General features: G+C 43.2%; 19 protein-coding genes. 5 read left to right on the top strand and 14 right to left on the bottom strand.

The window, feature by feature from the left end; genetic code table 11:
- Nucleotides 1-43: 43 nt before the first annotated feature.
- Together MKY63_RS11430 and MKY63_RS11425 are read right to left on the bottom strand one after the other, a co-directional pair.
- Nucleotides 44-322 carry a hypothetical protein gene (locus MKY63_RS11430; protein WP_038573810.1) on the bottom strand — a complete coding sequence of 93 codons (279 nt, stop codon included), beginning with the start codon at nt 320-322 and terminating at the stop codon, nt 44-46.
- 80 nt (nt 323-402) lie between these two features.
- Nucleotides 403-1,224, bottom strand: coding sequence for a methyl-accepting chemotaxis protein (locus MKY63_RS11425; RefSeq protein ID WP_036682244.1), 822 nt, complete (start codon nt 1,222-1,224; stop codon nt 403-405).
- Nucleotides 1,225-1,332: 108 nt separating this feature from the next.
- Here MKY63_RS11425 and MKY63_RS11420 point away from each other — a divergent pair, with 108 nt between their 5' ends.
- Nucleotides 1,333-2,178 carry a metallophosphoesterase gene (locus MKY63_RS11420; protein WP_339812888.1) on the top strand — a complete coding sequence of 282 codons (846 nt, stop codon included), beginning with the start codon at nt 1,333-1,335 and terminating at the stop codon, nt 2,176-2,178.
- 185 nt (nt 2,179-2,363) lie between these two features.
- Entirely contained in the window at nt 2,364-3,470 is a 1,107-nt protein-coding gene (locus tag MKY63_RS11415; protein WP_076278254.1) for a DUF4163 domain-containing protein, read from the top strand.
- 63 nt (nt 3,471-3,533) lie between these two features.
- Here the strand turns inward: MKY63_RS11415 and hmpA are convergent, their stop codons facing one another.
- From hmpA to MKY63_RS11370, 9 genes are all read right to left on the bottom strand, one after another.
- Nucleotides 3,534-4,739 (bottom strand): NO-inducible flavohemoprotein, encoded by a 1,206-nt coding sequence (gene hmpA, locus MKY63_RS11410; RefSeq protein WP_339812885.1) that lies wholly within the window; start codon nt 4,737-4,739, stop codon nt 3,534-3,536.
- A gap of 208 nt (nt 4,740-4,947) precedes the next feature.
- Nucleotides 4,948-5,784: a YitT family protein gene (locus MKY63_RS11405; protein ID WP_036682251.1), complete on the bottom strand. Its 837-nt coding sequence runs from the start codon at nt 5,782-5,784 to the stop codon at nt 4,948-4,950.
- A gap of 38 nt (nt 5,785-5,822) precedes the next feature.
- A complete protein-coding gene (locus MKY63_RS11400; protein ID WP_076303636.1) occupies nt 5,823-6,278 on the bottom strand; it encodes a VanZ family protein in 456 nt (151 codons plus the stop codon).
- Nucleotides 6,279-6,343: 65 nt separating this feature from the next.
- The gene (locus tag MKY63_RS11395; RefSeq protein WP_076124134.1) at nt 6,344-7,195 is read right to left on the bottom strand and encodes a M15 family metallopeptidase; all 852 of its coding nucleotides are present in this window, start codon (nt 7,193-7,195) and stop codon (nt 6,344-6,346) included.
- Between the two features lie 108 nt (nt 7,196-7,303).
- Nucleotides 7,304-7,999, bottom strand: a complete 696-nt coding sequence (locus MKY63_RS11390; RefSeq protein WP_076124136.1) for a response regulator transcription factor — start codon at nt 7,997-7,999, stop codon at nt 7,304-7,306.
- A 112-nt stretch (nt 8,000-8,111) separates the two neighbouring features.
- On the bottom strand, nt 8,112-8,585 hold the full coding sequence (locus MKY63_RS11385) for a pentapeptide repeat-containing protein (protein ID WP_036682257.1): 474 nt from the start codon (nt 8,583-8,585) through the stop codon (nt 8,112-8,114).
- Between the two features lie 317 nt (nt 8,586-8,902).
- Nucleotides 8,903-9,937 (bottom strand): stalk domain-containing protein, encoded by a 1,035-nt coding sequence (locus MKY63_RS11380; protein WP_036682258.1) that lies wholly within the window; start codon nt 9,935-9,937, stop codon nt 8,903-8,905.
- Nucleotides 9,938-10,114: 177 nt separating this feature from the next.
- Entirely contained in the window at nt 10,115-10,579 is a 465-nt protein-coding gene (locus MKY63_RS11375) for a RidA family protein (protein ID WP_036682469.1), read from the bottom strand.
- A gap of 55 nt (nt 10,580-10,634) precedes the next feature.
- Complete coding sequence (locus tag MKY63_RS11370; protein ID WP_036682260.1) at nt 10,635-11,693, bottom strand: LLM class flavin-dependent oxidoreductase; 1,059 nt, start codon at nt 11,691-11,693, stop codon at nt 10,635-10,637.
- A 284-nt stretch (nt 11,694-11,977) separates the two neighbouring features.
- On the opposite strand from MKY63_RS11370, the gene MKY63_RS11365 reads away from it, so the two are divergent.
- The gene (locus MKY63_RS11365; protein ID WP_036682261.1) at nt 11,978-13,642 is read left to right on the top strand and encodes a diguanylate cyclase; all 1,665 of its coding nucleotides are present in this window, start codon (nt 11,978-11,980) and stop codon (nt 13,640-13,642) included.
- Between the two features lie 55 nt (nt 13,643-13,697).
- Here the strand turns inward: MKY63_RS11365 and MKY63_RS11360 are convergent, their stop codons facing one another.
- The gene (locus MKY63_RS11360) at nt 13,698-14,039 is read right to left on the bottom strand and encodes a zinc ribbon domain-containing protein YjdM (protein WP_036682263.1); all 342 of its coding nucleotides are present in this window, start codon (nt 14,037-14,039) and stop codon (nt 13,698-13,700) included.
- A gap of 221 nt (nt 14,040-14,260) precedes the next feature.
- On the opposite strand from MKY63_RS11360, the gene MKY63_RS11355 reads away from it, so the two are divergent.
- A complete protein-coding gene (locus MKY63_RS11355; protein ID WP_051491231.1) occupies nt 14,261-14,599 on the top strand; it encodes a DUF4234 domain-containing protein in 339 nt (112 codons plus the stop codon).
- Nucleotides 14,562-14,990: a DUF2752 domain-containing protein gene (locus MKY63_RS11350; protein WP_306018812.1), complete on the top strand. Its 429-nt coding sequence runs from the start codon at nt 14,562-14,564 to the stop codon at nt 14,988-14,990. Before MKY63_RS11355 ends, MKY63_RS11350 begins: the two co-directional genes overlap by 38 nt.
- Nucleotides 14,991-15,002: 12 nt before the next feature.
- Here the strand turns inward: MKY63_RS11350 and MKY63_RS11345 are convergent, their stop codons facing one another.
- The gene (locus MKY63_RS11345; protein WP_036682266.1) at nt 15,003-15,656 is read right to left on the bottom strand and encodes a response regulator transcription factor; all 654 of its coding nucleotides are present in this window, start codon (nt 15,654-15,656) and stop codon (nt 15,003-15,005) included.
- Entirely contained in the window at nt 15,653-20,734 is a 5,082-nt protein-coding gene (locus tag MKY63_RS11340; RefSeq protein WP_036682268.1) for an AAA family ATPase, read from the bottom strand. Before MKY63_RS11340 ends, MKY63_RS11345 begins: the two co-directional genes overlap by 4 nt.
- Nucleotides 20,735-20,810: the final 76 nt, after the last annotated feature.

The following is a 20,810-nucleotide window of genomic DNA, read 5'->3' as shown; positions in this document are numbered from 1 at the left end:
CAACCCGTGAAGCTTGGAGCTTCACAGGTTGCGGCAGGAACATTTAGCGCTCTGAACGTTTCCCTTGCTTATTCAATGAGGCAAGTCTGCTCTTATCCTCGGTCAACAGTTCTTCAGCCAACTCCACACCTTGAGGACCTAGCCAGTCCTGAGCTTGCTGAATCGCCTGCTCAGTATGTGCCAGGCGGTTCTCAGCCTGTGCCAAAGTCTGTTCTGTTGGATGACTAAGTGCCTGAGAGACAGAGAAATGAAGCTTGCCCAAAGAATTTTTGGCTTGAGTTACATTGTCATTCGCTTGCAGACTGGAATCGGGTTGTTTCATAAATGAAATACGCTCCCTTCTGAAATGCGCCTGTTCTCTTCTAGCATGGTTTGGGTGAAGTCATCTTATGCATTCACTATCTACTGGATAATGGATTGCATAAAGGACGTCATTTCATTACTCGCTTTATTCAGGCGCTCAATGACACCGCTGAATTCAGTGACCAATTCTGCTTGTGAGTGTGAAGAAGCAGAGATCGCTTCAATTTCTTGCTCCATTTGCTTAATGGACTTTTGAACATCACTCAGTGATTTTTCAATATTATGGGTTGCTTCTTTAGTGTTAACGGACAGTTTGCGTACTTCCGTAGCGACCACCCCAAAACCTGCCCCTTGCTCTCCTACACGCGCGGCTTCGATTGCCGCATTCAGCCCAAGCAGGTTCGTCTGCTCAGAAATCTCACGAATGAAGCCGGCAACCTTATTCACTTCTTGTGATTCTGTTACTGCTCTACGCGTATTATCTAATATTTGCTGCGAGGTTGCTGATAATTCCTGAGATTGGGCAGCTACGCTCTGCACCATCTCCATTAGATGACTGCTTATCTCATTAATCTCATCTGTGAATCCTTCAAGCTTATTCTCGTTCTCTAGTGTATAGGCAATGGCAAAAACCCCGATTACATCATCATCCGTTCCGTAGATAGGTACACATGTTGAGATTACAGGAGCTCCATAAATTTCTGCTGGGATTCGGTTAGAGCTTGCTATACCTTTCAGTCCATTTGAAAGCGACAGATCTTCAGGAGGGATAGGGTTACCCTTAACCAATCCGAGATCAATAACTTTACTTGGTGCGTAATAATGGAAGATCTCCCTGTCCGTGATTCCAATCATAATATCCTGCGAGTGAATCTTTTTGAAATAAGGTGCTGCGAGGACTAAGGCATCGATAATACTCATCTCTTCATCTCCCATATAAAAAAAATGTATATGTAGTTTTATCGTCACAATGGGTTATTAAATGAATATTGTCATAGTAGAGTAACAATCCCCGCGTATGATTTGTTTATGAATACTATTAGCAGACGACAATTTCTACAGAAAAGCGCTCAAGTAACTCTAGGCCTTCTTGGAACAGCTGGTGCATCCGGTATCTATTCACATTGGATCGAACCCTACTGGCTGGAAATCAAATACGTAGATATTACACTCCCTAGACTTTCTCCAGCCTTCGATTTTCGTATCGTTCATTTTAGCGATTTACATCAGGGGGTATATTCCAAGCCGCAAGCTTTAACGGAGCTAGCGCAGCAAATTCAACAGGTAAAGCCAGATCTGATCTGCTTCACCGGCGATTTATTAGATCATTCAGCCGATTATATTTCAGAAGCCGTAGCCTTGTGCTCTCAGTTGCGGGCTCCTTTTGGACAATTTGCAGTATTAGGCAATCATGATGCTTTTGGGACCAGAAAGGTTGTAACGAAAGGGCTAACACAATCGGGCTTCCACGTGCTCCATAATGAACATATCGTCTTAACCCAAGGTACGGACAAGCTCTATATTGCCGGAATAGATGATCCTTGGGTCGGAAAAGCAGACATCGCCCAAGCGCTGCTTCATATCCCGGAAGAGGCTTGCACAATTCTCCTTGCCCATGAACCTGATTTCGCCGATGACTTTTGCAAGCTGCCTATAGATCTGCAATTGTCTGGCCATAGCCACGGAGGCCAAGTGCGGCTTCCATTTGTCGGAGCTTTATATACCCCGCCTCACGGAAGTAAATATTCAAGTGGATTATATCAACTGCCCAACAGCCAACTTCAGGTCTATACCACTCGCGGGATAGGAGTAACTCGTATGCCTGTTCGTTTTAATTGTCGCCCCGAGGTCACCGTAATTACTTTACATTCTTAATGCTAGTGTCTTAATCGTACAAAATGGTTAAAAAGTATATACCTTTTGCATATCTATGCAACAACACTGTAACCGCCTTTGTAATCAAATCTATTTGAGACCTAGGTATAATTGTAGGAGTGATAGAGGAAAAAATATCATATTGCAACTACATAAGCCCATCCTTGGGAAGGAGAGATTAAGTTATGAATAAAAGTATGAAATGGACCTCAGCCATCTTGGCTGCTGGAGTATTGCTTGGAGGGTCGGGACTAGTAGGAGGAACTTCAGTTCAAGCCGCAGCTACCGGAGGAAGTACAGTAAAACAAGCCGCACAGCAACCCTCTGTAGTGCTTAAATATAAAGGCCAGACCTTATCGCAGCAAGCGAAAATAGTAAACGGCAACACCATGATCCCTTTAACTGTACTACGGGATGCTTTTGGCCTCTCCATTAACTATAATGCAAGCACCAAAACTTATAGTGTAGGCAGCGATTCCATGAAGCTGGACATGGAGGTCTCAGATTACGGTGTTAGTACAACCCTGAATGGCTATTACATTTATAGCATGACCGGCAGTCATGATGTGAAGGTCATCAACGACCGGATTTATGTTCCGTTCAAACTCTTGTCTGACTATTTAGGAGTGCAAGGCGTTTATAATCCTTCATTGAAATCACTTGATCTAAGTAAAAAAGTAATGAATGACATCAAAATTACCTCTGAAACCTTAGATAAGAGCAATAAAAATGCCAGTATCAAAGTACAGTATCCAAAAATCAGTGGCTTAACGGATGAAGTGCAGACTAAGATTAATGCGATCTTCAAAAAGCAAGCTGAACAATTCGTCGCAGAGAGTGAAGAACAGGCTAGCCGTAGAGATGGTACTATAGAGAATAAATATGACTTCTCTCAAACTTTTGTCGTCTCCTTTAACCGTGAAGGGGTTCTGAGCATCGTGACTGATCAATATGGCTATACTGGTGGAGCACATGGCGGAGCCCTTCGTGAAGGATTTACCTTCTCGCTGAAAGACGGCAAACCAATTGAACTTAAGGACCTGCTGAAGGCAGAGCCAAACTACAAACAAAAATTAGATAAAATGTTGAAGGAAAGCACCAAGGAGCTAGCTTTTCCAGATACACCTGGCGGACTAACAGAAAAACCAAACTTCTACGTTTCCGAGAGTGGCCTTGCAATCTTCTACCAACAGTACGAAATTGCCCCTTATGCGGCTGGAATTCCTACGTACACCTTTAATTTCAGTTCAATATTACCAAAGGGAACTAACCCATTCGCTGCCTTCAAATAAACTTCTATTGTAAAAAAGAGCGTCACAGTCATTAGGACTGGGACGCTCTTTTGGTTTTACAGCTTAGGCTTCCAAACTTCCAGCCGGGCCGAAGAATTCATAATGAATTCTGTCTTCAGCCACCTTCCATTCCTTAAGAGCCTTATATATCGCCTTCATAAAAGGAGTCGGTCCGCAGAAATAGAATTCAGAGTTTACGTCTGTTACTTCTTGCAACCAAGCTAGATCAATATAACCTGTTTTATGGAACGTATCTCCTTCACTTGGAGTTTCATAACATACATAGGATCGTAGGGTAGGATGGGACTGCTCCAAATCCGCCACCATTTCTTTCATAGCATGCAAGCTTCCATTGATGGCTGCATGAATGTACGTTACCTCTCGTTCTGGCTGCGTAGCAATTAATGTCTCCAGCATACTTACCATAGGGGTTAGTCCAACCCCACCACTGATAAGAACCACTGGACGGTCACTATCTTTATTTAGTACGAAATCACCTGCTGGCGAGCTTACTTCCAATATAGCTCCCACTTGTACGACATCATGAAGGAAAGTAGATACGACTCCAGCCGGTTTATCCGGCCCTTCACCTTCCCGTTTAACTGTGATGCGGTAATACGTCTGTCCCGGCGCACTGGACAAACTATAGTGGCGAACATGGGTGTATTCCTCTCCCTCAGGCTGAACACGAACCGTGATGTATTGACCCGGCAAGTAAGAAGCTATAGCCCCTCCATCCTCAGGAGAAAGGTAGAAGGAAGTAATAAGTTCACTTTCTTTAACCTTCTTAGTAACCACAAAGTTTCTAAATCCACTCCAACCCCCGGGAATTTCGGCAGCTTCACGATACTTCTCTGCTTCGACACCAATAAAGGCATCTGCAATCACGCCATACGCCTTTGCCCAAGCATCAATAATTTCCGGCGTCGCCGCATCGCCAAGTACTTGCCCAATAGCAGCTAACAAAGTCTCACCTACGATGGGATAATGTTCAGGTAATACTCCCAATGCCCGATGTTTCTCCGCAATCTGTTTTACCACAGGCAAAATATTTCCCAGCTGATCAATATTCATTGCCGCCGCGAGTACGGCGTTAGCAAGTGCAGTCTGCTGTTTACCTTCCCGTTGGTTGGCATGATTAAATATATTTAGTAACTCCGGATGATTTTCAAATAACATGCCATAGAAAGTAGTTGTGATGGTCTTCCCATGAACCTGCAATACGGGCACCGTTGATTTTATGATTTCAATGGTTTGTTGATCTAACATCTAAATACCCTCTTTCCTGCAATAAATTAATTCCTCTATAAAAAGCATATAGAAGCTGAACATCCCATAGTGTGCGTTCAATCACACGGGAAATTGAAAAAATGTGAACGATTCAATAATTGCAATGATATCCATCACAATAACGTACCCGAAATCAAAAAAACTATCCAAGCAGCCATTATAGCTTCCGGGATAGCTTTTTATCTTATTATTTTGACAGCTCCACAAAACCTTCTCCGAATACATCTCGTACATCGTGGATGGTAATAAACGCCTCTTTATCAATGGATTTGACGATTTTCTTAAGCATAGTCACTTCCTGCTTGCTAATCACAATATACAGCAGCTCTTTAGGTGTCTTGGTATAGTACCCACGGCCATATATTACTGTGACGCCTCTATCCATAATTCCATTAACCTGTTCAGCAATTTTGTCCTGCTCTTGGGATACAATCGTAACAGCTTTCTTAGGGTTCACTCCCTCAATAATGAAGTCCATTATCTTAGTGGCTACATAGAGCATCACGATCGTAAACATCAGACTTTGTACTCCAATGATGAAATACGAAGCGAACACCACAATTAAATCAACGAGCAGTAGCGCGTAACTAACATTCCAGTCCAAATATTTATGTAGGATTCTGGCGATGATGGTTGACCCTGCAGTCGTTCCACCCACTCGTATAATTAGCCCGATACCCACACCTGAGAAGATACCCCCGAATATTGCATTAATTATCAACTCATCGCTGCCAATATTCCAATTTTTCGTAAGAATCAGGAATAACGAATTGAAAAACACCGCAATAATCGTGTATACCGTCGTAGTTTTGTCTAGAAATTTGTACCCCACAATTAATAATAAAGCGTTAAGAATCAAACTAACAATACCGGGTGACCACTGATACAAATAGTAAGTAATCATAGTCAGTCCCGTGACCCCGCCTTCACCGAACTCGTTCGGAATCACAAACAAATTAACGGCCAAGGAGAATAACAAAGCTCCTACAATGATGGAAACAATATCCGAAATACGCTTTTTCATACCATGCCCCTTCTACCCTAGATCTATATCCACAAATACTAACACCGCTTTGATATAGATGCAATCCATCCGAAAGAAGTCAACAGTCTATAGATACAGTAACCAGCCACCCCGCCGCCAGTGTTCAAAATAAGATCATCCACATCAAAGGTGCCGATATACAATACTAATTGTGTGAATTCAAAACAGAAGCTCAGCGCCAGCGAGAGGAAGAAAACTCTTCGAAACAGCCTTACTTTTTGCGATAACAGCATGGGCACCAAGATCCCAAACGGAATAAAGGCCAACAAATTCCCTACTAAATTAATCGATGAAAAAGGATCTGAAAGCGACAGATCGTCCATCCCCCGGGAGATCTCCTTAAAAGGAATATAGTTGCCTCGCCGATTAAAAATCCGGTCTGGATGTTCAAACATACGTCCCGCTTGCTCCCAAAGCGATAATAAGTTCACCGGTGCACCTTTAAATAAAATAATTCGGATTAAAAAATACATATAGACGATAAATATAGCTGCCAGCAAAAGGTTTATAGCAGACTTTTTTTTCGGCTCTTTAGTCATTAATATGTAGTAACAATTATGCCATCCATGTTATCGCCTGACGTCATATATTGCCCTTCCTGTGGAATTTTGATCGTAGTGTATTTGGATACCGGAAAATAACTTACTGTATAAGCCTTGCCGTCTACTGTTGTTGAAATCTCTTTGTTCTCTTTCAAGAAATCCAAATATTGTTCTAGCACAAGCCCTTTCTCATGAATAATGGCGCTGTGCGGCAACCCTACATAACGGAAATGCCAGGGTTCATATTTTATCCCCGTAATCTCGGTTTTGTCTTTCGGATAGCGGAGAATAAAGCCGTATTTCCAGGCATTTTTTTGCAGCCATTTTCCTTCAGGCGCTTTACTCATTTCTGATTGGGACGACCCGATATCTAGAGATAATCCTAAATTATGTTCACTATATTGCGCCGGTAAAGCATAGTCCGAACCTTTTTCCTGATATAATTTCTCTTGCTCTTCAAAGTCCCTGTACCCGCTGCTAATTAAAAAGTGATTCACACCCTCTTTTTCGGCAGCTTTGACCATCTTATTGAATTTATGCGCTACACTTTCAGACAAACGAATCGAGGTATCCAGCAGCCCATAACCCTGCACCAGATCCGCCTGCTCATATAAGGTCACGATATCAGACTTCACACTATCCTCATGTACCGGGTATTGTTTGTTCACCAGCAACAAATCCCCTTGATACACTTGATCTTGTGTTACTACCTCTAAACTATTGTTATTTCTAATAGATTCTTTGCGAATCTTATCATCGTATCCTAAATTACCCGTATTCGGTAAATAACGAGCCGCTGCATACCCAAGCAACAACACAACCAACGCCAAAAAGCCCCACTTCTTCATCAGCAATGTCCTCCCATTTCCTTGATAGGAATAGAATAACGAAGACACTTTAAAGAAAAAGCAGGACAAATATAAAGTTTTTCTTAAAATAAATAAATCTCACTGGCTTTACCCATTAAAAGTATATCCAACGCCCCAGATCGTCTTAATGAATTTATTCTTATTGATGTCTTCACCGAGCTTTTTGCGCAAGGTACGGATATGAACCATGACCGTGTTCCCACTCTCATAATAAGCATCGCCCCATACCTGTTGAAAAATGTTCTCCGCACTAAACACCTGCTTGGGATGACTGACCAATAAATGCAAAATATCAAACTCTTTTGGAGTTAGCTCAATAACCTCACCATAAAGAGTAACCGTATGCTCATCCGGTGAAATCATCAATCCCCGAACCTCTAGCACCGATTTAGGTATGGCAGCGGGCTGACTGAATTGTATGGAGCGCCGCAACTGGGAATTGACCCGGGCGACCAGCTCCATTGGGTTAAACGGTTTGGTCATATAATCATCTGCGCCCATAACCAGTCCGGTGATTTTATCAAGATCGGAAGTTTTAGCACTCAGAAAAATAATCGGCAGATGATGATGCTCCCGAATATGGCGGGTTACCTCGTAACCATCCAGCCCCGGCATCATAATATCCAGAATCGCCAAATCTATCGTTTGCGACTCAATGGCTTGTACCGCTGCCCTTCCATCGGACACTTTGAGGATATGATACCCCTCTTTTTGCAAATGCAAGGCCACCAAGTCGGCAATTTCCGCCTCATCATCCGCAATTAAAATGGTGATGCGCTTCATCTATTTTTCACTCCTATAGGTTGTGCTGTACACTCTTCATCCATTATACCCTAAACTCAAAAACCACTCCTAGAAAGAAGTGGTTTCCAATTAAATCTATGATTTATATAGTTTATTTACTTTTATTATAGCTGTCTAACAATAGCTCTAATGAAATACCATTTACTGTGACGCCTGAAAGATTGCAGTCTCTTATATCCACATTCGAAAGATCACAATCTACAAAGGATGTCCCGTTCAGCTGGCATCGCTCAAACTTATTGCCTTTGCCGTACAAATGAATATCGTGGAAATAAGCCTCTCCTAGTTCACTGTTACTAACCTCTATTTCCCACAGCCCCACTTCATTAAACTTAACAGAATGCATATTGATGTCATTAAAGGTGGTACTGCTCATATTAATATTATCGAATCCGGTCCCCTCCATATTTACATTGGAGAAGTTTGTCTTATGCATATCAATATCATCAAATTCACTCTGGCCCATAGCCACACGGCGAAAATTCGTTTCAGTCATTCTTTCATCCTGAAAGACTCTCTTCTTAAATTCGTCCTGTAATTTGTTTTCAATAAGATTATTATTCACTGTACTCAACATCTCCCTTTTTAAGATCGCTCTTGATCTACGGAGTCTACTCTCAACAGCTTCGCTGGATAAATCAAGGAAATCGGCGATTTCCCTAACCTTGTAATTGTCGATATAGTAGAGAATTGTGACTATACGATTAGCTTCTGATAGGGTGTTTAAGGCTTTCCACACATCTTGCTGGAGTTCTTTTCTGATAAATTTTAATGGAGAGGGGATTTCAACTTTTCTACTATGGTCTTAGCCAATCTGCTTCATCCCCCAAATGTATTCGGATGCTTCTTCACCGTGATAATTATAGCCTAATTATTACCTAGCTAAAACAATCTGCGAGCTGTCACCAAACGTTTCTTCCACTTGTCACTTAAGGCTTCATAATGAACGCCAAGCTCCTTGGAGTACGTATGTAGGATCTGATTATTTCCCGCGTAAATCGCCACATGTCCAATATCAAGTCCACGTGCACTGAAGAATAACAGATCCCCCTTGCGCAGCTCGTTAATTCCAACCTCTTTGCCCTCTTTGGCCTGATTGTAAGAGACACGTGGCAGGTCAATTGCCAACATATCCTTAAATACATGTCCTACAAAAGAAGAACAGTCAAAGGTTGACGTCTGGTCAGTAGCAGCGCCAAATTCATAAGGCGTTCCCAGATATTTTTCTCCGTAAGCAAGCAGCTCGTTTCCCTGCCGCTCTACAAGAGCAGCACTCGTATAATTGCTATATTTGGGTTTAGCAGAGATATATCCACTCTTGTTATCCTGCGTTCGCACTTCTAACCATAAAGCATCTACTTCTCTAACCACATGTACCTTATCTCCTGCCGACAACATTTGCTGAACCGTTGATTGGGCTGACGAATCTGGCAAACTTCGCAGATTAACTCCATATAGAATTGTCGTATCGTAATCCACTGCCGAGTAGATACGAACAGCACGAGTAGCAGTATCCCACTTCACAGTGCTGCCCAAAGCTTCGCTGACAAAACGCAGTGGCATCATCGTATAACCGCCGGCAATCTGGCCGGGAACGGCTACGCTTAAGGAATGGCCATTTTTATTCGCTGCTTGATCGCCAATATGATAGGTCAGCACCAGGTCTCCCTTGGTTGCCTTAACGGTCTTGGTATCATTATTCCAAGTAATCTTTGCCCCTTGAGCTTCAAATAACTTGCGCATAGGGACTAGTACTGTATCGTTTACGAGCAAGGGCTGAGCCTCTAATTGTAGCTGTTGATCATCCAGATAGACGGCTGTAACCGGAGTCTGAGGCGTTGTCCCCGCATAGGCCGGAGCAGTATAGAGCATAGATGTAAGTAGTAAAAGTAACATAGCTTTCTTTTGAAACTTCATGATGTCATCACCTCGTTGATTGATATGTGCACCTATTGTTACTAAAAAAAGGGTAATTAGTTTTGTTACAAATATTGGGGTGAGCATCTAGCTACAGCATAAGCACCTAAAAAAAGAGGACTGCGATCACCTTTCGGTACCACAGTCCTCTTTTTAAGTATGCCCTCATGGAGCCCGCTAGACAGGTTCCTCTACCTCAAAAATGGAATCAATAATGAGCGGAAGATTGTCCCTTACAGAAACAGCACCCAATACAGAACGAGCATGAAGACCCTTGTCTCCGAACACCTCCAGCATTAAATCTGAACAACCGTTAAGCACTTTATGATGTTCTTCAAAGAGGGGATCTGCATTAACGAAGCCTTGAACTTTGACTACTCTTTTCACTTTATCCAAAGAACCTAAAGCTGTCTTAAGGACGGCAAGGATCTCTATACCCGTTAAACGTGCAAAATGGTAGCCTTCTTCGGTAGTGTAGTCTTGTCCCAGCTTTCCTTTGGGATGGCCCGCCGGTCCTTTTCCCGATACAAAACATAAGCCATTAACAATTACGTAGTTAGCGTATTTTGCCGCGGGTTCACTAGCCTCAGGCAGGACAATTCCTAATGCTTCAAGTCTGCTCGCTATAGTGTGCTCTGTCATATCCATCTCCCCCTCCATTATCAACAGCATCAATAATTTAGTAAGATCATAGTTACTACTTAGCTTCAACCTCTGCTTCCCATCTCGATATTTCAGCGCGAACAATGGGTGCTACTTGGGTACCCAATAGCTCAATGGCTCTCATTACATCCTTATGAGGCATCGTGCCAAGCGGCACATGCAGCATAAAACGTGTGATGCCTACTTGCTTGCGCAGGTGAATGATTTTCTCAGCAACGGTCTCCGGGTCACCTACATACAAAGCGCCTTCAAATCTACGTGCCGCATCATAGCTTGCACGAGTGTATTGACCCCATCCGCGTTCCCGGCCAATTACATTCATACTAGCTTGCGTAGAAGGAAAGAACATATCGGCAGCCTGCTGATTGTCCTCTGCAATAAAGCCGTGTGAGTGTGAAGCAACGGGCAGCTTCGACACATCATGTCCCGCTTGTGCTGCAGCCTTCTTATAGAGCTTCACTAGCGGAGCAAACTGTAGCGGACTGCCACCAATGATAGCCAACACAAGCGGTAATCCTAGTAACCCCGCACGAATTACAGATTCTGTATTTCCCCCGCTGCCAATCCATACTGGCAAAGGATTCTGCACGGGACGCGGATAAATCCCCAGATTATTAATGGCAGGACGGTGCGCACCGCTCCATGTTATTTTTTCGGATTCCCGTATTTTGAGCAGCAAGTCCAGCTTCTCATCGAACAGCTCATCATAATGATTCAAATCATACCCAAACAGCGGGAACGACTCGATAAAAGAACCCCGGCCTGCCATGATCTCTGCGCGTCCATTTGAGATTCCATCAAGAGTAGCGAAATCCTGAAACACACGTACTGGGTCATCAGAGGAAAGTACTGTAACCGCACTGGTTAGCCGAATCCGTGTCGTCTGTGAGGCCGCCGCAGCCAGCAAAACTGCTGGAGAAGAAGCCGCATAATCTTTACGATGATGTTCGCCCACGCCAAATATATCTAAACCCACCTGATCTGCAAGCACAATCTCCTCTACGACCTCGCGCAAACGCTGCGCATGACTTATCACTTCACCTGTCTGGACATCCGGTGTTGTTTCTACGAACGTGCTTATTCCTATTTCCACTTACAAATCCCCCTTAACTATAATTTCCTCTTTAAATTGTTTGTTTGATTATAACACAAGTTAAGGTTAAAAAAGCTAATCATTCTGTCCAACCCCAGTTTGTCGAGAAACTCATCCTTAAAATTTGCAAAACCACGCTTACAAATAGAGGATTTTGAAGGAATATGTTGAAACACTCTTAAACAAATAGCCGTTCTCGTAGAACAAATGATCATATGGCAAACCATTAAAATTCAAGGTAACATGAAAGAACTGTTAACCGGGTGGGAGAAGGTGTCACTGAAATGAATATCATGACATGGATTGATTTATTATTATTTTTTGTTTTGTTCGCTTTGTTCATCTACATATTTGCGTCTGTAACCATCACTAACCTACATAAAGCATACTTAGTATTTCATTTTACTATGATGTTATGGCCCTTCTGTCAATTTGCTATCAAAACAACCGACAATCCCAGGTTTCAATTGTTTTATGTGAAGCTCGCATTTATCGACTCGGTTCTGTTAACGATTGGCTGGCTTCTTTTTACGATACTTCTCACTGGAAATTCACATCTCCTTCGAAAAAAGAACACGCTGATCCTATACATTCTCGCAGCATTGATCATAGTAGTAGTGATCGCTAATCCAAACGGAAATTTTGTTCTCCCTATGAACGGCGGATATATCGAAAGATATTATGGTCCGATTTTTTGGCTGCTTATTATCTTCTTAACCACCAGCGTAATGATTTCTCTGTATATCATCTATTCAGCCCTAGTCTCAAACACTACACAGCGGATCAAAAAACAGGTTGCTCATGTGCTCAAAGGGGTGCTGGTGCTAACGGTATTTATATTATTGGATGTTTTTCTTAATGTGGTGTTGCTTAAATCTGATCCAGTTATTCCGGGGCTGACCTCTCTGGGGATCTTAATCTCGGCAATTTTTTTCGTAATTGCTATTCATCGGGATAAAATATTTGATCTCGTAACCATCGCCCATCAGGATATCATTGACACAATTACAGAAGGAATTCTTGTACTGGATGATAGTGAGACTGTAGTAGAAATCAATCGCTCGCTTTTCCCAAGAATCAATCTACAAAACGGTGCTCGCTTTGACGTGTCGACCATCGCACCCATGGAGCAAACTTCCGGAGCTTTCGATTTATTCCTTCATACATACTTGAACCAGCCCATGGAGAGAACCGAGGTTGAACTATTCTACACCTCACTCAATGCATACATTAACATTACTGCCGCGCCGATTGTGGTAGGTGGAATCAGGGTTGGACGCATTCTTACTTTTCAGGACAGAAGCGAGCTGCATCGCCTCATAGCCGAGACCAATCACCAGAACGAGACCCTGCAAGAGCGTAATGCTGCATTAACTGAAATCCAGAATGAACTATCGCAAACCAACCAAAAACTTAAGCAGATGGCCATAACGGACAGCTTAACCGGTTGTTATAATCGTCATTACTTAACGTTACACTTAGAGCATGAGATCATAGAAAATATGAAACTCAAGCAGCCTTTTGCTATCATCCTTCTGGATATCGACTTTTTCAAAACAGTGAATGATAATTACGGCCATTTAATCGGTGATGTGGTCATTTGCAGCACGGTAGAGGTAATTAAGAAAACGTTGAGGGAGACGGATGTTCTGGCGCGTTATGGCGGAGAAGAATTTATCATATACTTACCAAATACAGATCAAACACAAGCAAACCACTTGGCAAAACATATCAAATCTATAATAGAAGCTAATAAAGTACATGTAGAGGATGTTGCTCATGCCCTATCAATTACTGTTAGTATGGGACTGCTGTCCATTAGTAATTTTGCAGCTCAATATACAGAAAGCCTGACCAATCAACTAAATGATTTATTCGAATCTGTGGACAAAGCCTTATATCAAGCAAAAAATGCCGGACGAAATCAGATTGTTGAGATTAATAGATAACGTTTAAAATAAAGAATCAGCCTACTTCTGTTGAAGTTAAGCTGATTCTTATTTTTTAGATCTTTTTAACAAACTCGGACTTTAATTTCATAGCTCCAAAACCATCGATTTTGCAATCAATATCATGATCTCCGTCCACTAAACGGATGTTTTTCACCTTTGTTCCTATCTTCAGAACGGATGAGCTTCCTTTTACTTTAAGGTCTTTAATAATAGTTATAGCATCTCCATCATTTAAAATATTTCCGTTGGCATCTCTGACAACCTTGTTCTCTTCACTGCTTTCAGCCTCTGTGTCGAGGCTCCACTCATGCGCACATTCCGGGCAGACGAGCAAACTACCATCTTCATAAGTGTATTCTGAATTACATTTCGGGCAATTTGGCAAAGTAGACATCAAAGTGTCCTCCATTCGTTAATGTAAATCTAGTTGTGGTTCCAGTGCATAGCCTCAAAAGTATATTTCATATTTGGTAAGGTTTCCACTAGATATCAGCAGTAAGTTTGTCTAGATTTCGACAGCGGACAGTAATTCTCAAATATTGTCTTGTATATTTTTTCCTAATTCAATAAGATGGAAATGTCGAATTTTTATGTAAATACATAGGAGAGTGAGTAATGATTAGTCGCAGAAGTGTTGCATTCGCCATTATTTTGTCATTAATTACATGTGGGCTCTATACAATATATTGGTTTATTGTTCTAACCAATGAGGTAGGCGAACTGAGTGGGGACTATACATTTACAGGAGGAAAACATTTTCTTTTAACGTTGGTTACGTGTGGGATCTGGAGCTTCATTTGGGCCTATCAGGTAGGTAAACATATTGCTGAAGCCCAAAGACAGCGCGGCCAATACCCGTCAGATAATTCAGTGCTTTATGTGATCCTGACACTCTTTGGTCTGGGTATTGTCACGTATGCCTTGGTACAATCCGATGTTAATAAACTGGTATAAGTTTACGACTTATAAAAGGACACATCCTAAACTATTTTGGGGTGTGTCCTTAAGTCTCGTCGGCGTAGTTTATCTCAAAGCATGGATACCCTTAACCAAGATTAGTATCCCTTGTCCATTTCATGAATGGACTGGATTGTATTGTCCCGGATGTGGAGTCACAAGAGTTATTCTTTCCTTGCTGAAGTTCGACGTTATTCAAGCGTTTAGATTTAACCCGTTGCTGTTTATTTTAGCTCCTCTGTATATGTTGTATTGGATTACTAATAAGAAGCAAATCCGGCCTCTTAGCCAGGCAATTATGACTATAATGTTGATTCTGACCGTTACATTTGGAATACTGAGGAATCTCCCGCTGTTTGAATATTTGGCCCCGACAGTAATTCGTTAACAGCAACAACTATTACAAAATAGCTTGCAGTCGCACAATCGCTTGGGCCCGATCAACCACTTCTAATTTGCTATAAAGATTGCTAATATAATTGCGCGCCGTACCTTCTGCAATATGTAATGTATCGGCGATTTCACGGTTATTCAGTCCCCGGATAATGAGCTGTGCCAGCTCTTCTTCCCGTTCTGTCAGACTGATACGATCCAGACCCGATCTTTGCCAATGTTCATAGTCCTCTGTTAACCTGTTCATCCTCGACGCCAGTTTGGCTGCTACCGGAGCTGGCAGAATAAATTGCCCGGATAACGTATCATGAATCGAAGCGATCATTTTATCTGCGTCCATGTCCTTCAGCATATAACCGCTTGCTCCGTAGGCCATTCCCTCTACAATATAATCAGTCTCTATAAAAGTAGTCAGGATCAGAATGAAGATGTTCGGCCGAATCTGCTTTATTCGTTTCAAGGCGCTAAGGCCATCCATAACTGGCATTTGAATATCAAGCAGCACCAGATCAGGCTGGAGTGCCTCCACCATCTCGCAAGCCTCTTCTCCATTCTTGGCAGCACCGACCACTTCCATATCATCTTCCAGATCCAAAATGGTGCGAAGTCCTTCCCGCGTCAACAATTGATCATCGGCAATTACAATTTTTATTTTACTCATGTTCTATCCACAACCCTTCGCATGGGCAGATCAATCTCCAGTAAACAGCCTTCATCCATTTCTGAATCGATGGATAAGCTGCCTCCCAGTTGCTCAACCCGTTCCTTCATCGTCCTAAGTCCAAATCCCATCACGATTGGACTCATCCCTAGCCCACAATCCTTGAGTCTAAACTGCAAGTTCGCTCCAACAGACTCCAGACTAAAATGGAACTCGGCACTCTTTCCATGTCTGATCCCATTAGTTAAGCCCTCCTGCAAAGCATGATAGATTGCCTTTTTATAGGCTGTTGACATGGCTTCCGGCAGATCATAAATAACTGCATGAACAACAACGCCTGCATTGCGTTCTGTATCTTTAATCAACTGCCTCAGCATCACGGTTAGGTCAGAATACCTGTCCTCTTTCAGCATATGGACAGAGCCGCGGATTTCATTCAAGCTATGCCGCACAAGATCCTGGGCTTCTGCCAGACGCTGAAAGCCGCTGTCTATCTCCTTCTTCTGAAGCAGCCGCTTGCCAGCTTCAATCTGCAGAATCGTCGATGTAAGGGTATGCCCGACAATATCATGAATCTCTTGGGCAATACGATTGCGTTCCTCAAAAACAGTAGCTTCGGCCAAAGCCGCAGATGTTTCCCGCATCGAACGCTCCAGGCTGCGAGTTCTTTCTACCACTTGATCCTCCAGATTTTTTTTGAGATATTGGATTCCCGAATATAGCTTGGCATTAGCGATTGAGATTGCGCATTGTGAACCAAGCAGCTTGAGCACATCGAGTCTGCTTGGAGTAAATACACCCGGCGATAGATTATTCTCCAAATAGAGCAGGCAAACCAATTTATTCTGATTCATGATGGGGAGACATAGAACGGATTTCAGTCTATTATTCCTAACGTAAGTATTACGTGTAAATATCCCTTCACTGAGCGCATCATGTAATACAACCTGTTCTTGTGTTCTTGCCGCGTAAGCTATAATCGCTGCCGGGACCAACCCCGATTCTTCCCCAAGTGGAACAGATTCGATATGCTGGGCTTCTGAGGTCCCATAAGCTTCCACCATCCATTTGCCGTCATGATCAAAAATAACAGCCCCATATTCTGCCCCAGCATTGTGGAGCATGATTCGCATCAGCGTGGCCAATAATCGGCTCATCTCCATCTCGCCCGATAATGCTTGGGCAGACATTACCACAGAAAGGGAATCCACACGATCGAGCCCGGGCTCTCGTTTAATATGCAGCAAATGGCGATGCTGCTGCTCCAGGTCAGCCGCTTTAGCCTTTGCGCCCCATTGCAGATAAGCCTCATAGGCCTCAGTCATATAGATTCTTGCCAGATGCATTTTGCCATGACGAAGCCCATATTTGCCATAACATTCCGCCGCCATCGCTAAATCGTGAATATGACCGTGGACCCGGGCGGTCTCAATGGATTGCTCATACAACGCTTCAGCTTGGCGGGGATCTCGCGATAGACGAGTTAACTCAGCCTTCATCAACAGATATTTATGCTGATAATTCCCCGGACAACGCATGGCAAGATTTTTCATTTTCTTCAAGCATTTACGCATTTTTGCCCGATATGTACGTTGCTCTTCAGCGTTATATTCCTCATACAACTGAGCCCAGACTAAACATTCATACATGATCTGCATGGGACTGTCTAAGCCATCTTCGCGTGATTTTATAATGGCCGCTGATTTGGCTAATGCCTCACTGGCTTCTCGGTATTCTCCAAATACATAGCCCGTCAAATACTGATAGATCCAGACCATTTCTTGTATAAAATCAAAGGTGTCCCCATGAACCGACTTTGCAAAATCAGGCTCGCTAATCTCCGCGATGGGAAAGGGATCATCTATAGAGCGATAACCTGTCAGTCGAACAAGAATGGCCGCCGCTACAATAGCCTGCTTACAATGAAGACTGTTGTTATGGCGCAGCAAATCTCCGGAATGAGTAATTAATCGCTCATAGATATCGCCGAGAGGATGACCAAATTGCAAAAGGGAGGCACAGTTGATCAGCACATTCTGGTTGCCCTTCCATAAGTCACCTGATTCCAGTCCCACTTTACCAGCCTTCTCGGTAAATGTATGGAGCATAGCAGGATCATAATGCCGCCAGCTGTCGTAGCACATGGCGAACGCAGCTAAGGTTGTCATATGCTGTTTCGGATAGGGTTCGGATAAGCTGAATGCCAGCATGGCCCATTTGAATGTCTCTTCATCATTACGGAAGTAATAGTATTGAAACATTGCATAACCTATGAATCCAATGGAAGCCTCCGGAGTCATCCCATAATCAAGCGTTAATTCAATCATGGTGAAGGAAGAAGCGAGCCACCCTTCTCGATTGACGTAGAAACAAGCATTGCTCGAATGATCTAAAGTAGACATTGCGATTCTACGTGCTTCATCAGTCATTGGAGGTAAAAGAGTAAGCGATTCGAGTGAGACCTTCTTGAGTCTACGCCGCAATCGCAACCATTGAAGCGTCAATTGAACATACCCAGGATCAAATTGATGCTTCACTTTCAGTAACGATAGGGTATGCTGGCCTAAGGAGATCACCTCTTCGTGGTTATCATTACTTGCTTCCAACTGCACCTTCATTGCGTAGACGTAAGCCTTATCCATATTTGTCGTAGCTTTATCAATTAACAGATGGAATAATTCATTAGCCGTATCAAAATGGGAACATAAATATTCGAGCTCCGCCCTCTCACGAAATACCCGGAAGGTTAGCCCATATTGCGCCTCCCAGCTCTGCTCCGCTAATAATGACGTTGCCTGAAGCATATATTGCAAGGCTGTCTCATGTGCGGTTGTTTGCTTCGCTTTTACCCCTGCCTGTAAGTTCAGCTCTACCAGTTGAAGCCTCTGTTCAGGGCGGTCTAACCATGTAAGTGCCTGATTCAAATGCTGGACAGCTTCAAATAGGGTCGTTCCTTCACTTAGCGGGCTGCGGCCTAGCAATAACAGACCAATCTTCCAATGCAGCTCGGAACGCTCCTCTTCGGAAATAAAGGCATATGCTGCCTGATGAATGCGGTTATGCTGAAACTTATAATGCGGATATTCCTCCCCGTTAACGGGCTGCAACAAGCGCCCATGTACAGCAACCGCCAACGCTTCGCTCAATGCCTCTATCGGGGTCTCCGTAATATCAGCAAGTGTACGTAAATCAAATAGGCTGCCTATGAATGCGGCTCTGCTAAGTGCATATACCGTCTGTTCAGGAAATTGTTGCAATTTACTTGAAAGGTATGAAGCTACGTTATCGGGAACATTTAATTCAGTAATACGCTGGAGATCCCATTTCCAGCTTCGAATATTCTCATCAAATTCCACTCGCTGATCATCTATCAAATCTTGAAGGAATTGCTTAATAAATAACGGGTTTCCATCTGTCTTATGAAGCAGCACACGCGCCAGCTCGTCCAAGTCAGCTGCCTCGTAACGCATAACATCAAGTAGCAGTTGTTTTAAATCGGTGAGTTCAAGCGCTTGTAAAGAAATTCTGCTCATCGCTACGTTGCGGTCAATCAGATGCTTTTCCAGCCTACTGAGTGGGTGCAGCCTTGTAATCTCCCGATTGCGATAGGAAAGCACGATTAGCAGATGAGTCGTTGCCGTATCCTCTATAAGCGAAGTGAGATATTGCAGCGACGTATCATCAGCCCATTGCAAATTATCCAATACCAAGATCAATGGATGATCCTCATGAGGAAAGAGTTGAATAAATCGGCTCATGATTAATTGAAAGCGATGCTGAGCTTCCAGCGGTGGCAGTGAAGGCACGGAGGGTTGTGGGCCAATCAAAAGTTCAAGCTTAGGAACAAAATCGATCAGCAACTGACCGTAATTGTCCACTGCTTGTAGAATACGCAGCTTCCAAACTTCCACTTGCAGCTTTGTTTCCATCAGCAGCTGACTAACCAACTCTTCTATGACTTGATGCCAGATGCCATAAGGGAGTGAGGTATGTCGGGATTCGAATTTGCCTCTGGCGAAGAAACCATCCAAAGAGACTGTATTTCTAAGGGTCTCCTTTAGAAAGGTTGTTTTGCCGATACCACTCTCCCCGCTAATCCAGACCGTCTCTACGGCACCTTGTGATGCTCGTTGCAGCGCTTCCCTTAAGCTTTGTTGCTCAAGATGTCTTCCATAGAAGCGTCCTGATACCATCCACCGCTCTGGGATATCCCAGCTTCCTAGTGGAAAAGGCTCAATATGCCCGGATTCTTCTAGACGGGATAGACATTCCTCAAAATCCGATTTAATGCCTAATGCGCTGGCGTATCTCGCTTCAGGCATCTTCTCCATGCATTTACCAACAATATCAGAGACCGATAGAGGGATAGTGGGGAACTTGCGGTGCAGAGGCTCAGGTGTATCTGCAAGATGACGATATACAATATCAACAACATCATGCAGCTCAAAGGGGCGGCTGCCTGAGAGACATTCATACAGGATGATCCCAAGCGAATAAAAGTCAGAACGGTAATCCGGTTTGACTCCGGTTCGTCCCGTTTGTTCTGGAGCTATATAAGGAAGCAGAACATCGGGCCGACCGCTTAACGGTGACAAAGGACTCGTGATGTTTTCGGTAGAGCACATTCTTATATCAATAAATTTCACTTCAAAAGTAATGGGATTGACGATTAGATGAGCGGGGGTTAGTTCATTTAGTGTTATTTTTTCACGATGAATTTGCATAAGACAATCAGCAATGGCTGTAGCGATCCGAAGCAGCGCTGGAAGACCCAGTGAATTAACAGGCATACGCAGGATCTGCCCAAGAGTACTCCCCTCTATATCTTTTAAGAGAAGGACTGGTCGGTCCGCCATAATTTCCAAACTGTACGCCTCTATTGCACCACGTCCGCAAAGTCGCTTAAGCATGTCATACTCATGACGAAAAGCATCGACCATGGCAGCTCCCGGGTATTCTCCTATTGTTGTCTTAGCGATAACCCTTAGGCCGTCCTCTTGACGTAGGAGTCTGTATAATCTGATATCCGCGGTATTATCTATCAGATCTAAGGTTTGGTATCCTGGCAATTCAAACATCAACAGCACTCCCTAATTACAATTAGACAGAATACTCAATCTTGCAAAGTAGTTAAAGCCATTATAACATCTGATC

The sequence above is a fragment of the Paenibacillus sp. FSL R7-0189 genome, from assembly GCF_037969925.1.
GTDB classification, from domain to species: Bacteria; Bacillota; Bacilli; order Paenibacillales; family Paenibacillaceae; genus Paenibacillus_AQ; species Paenibacillus_AQ odorifer.
Note: the sequence above shows the minus strand (reverse complement) of the source record. Positions and strands in the feature narration are given on the sequence as shown.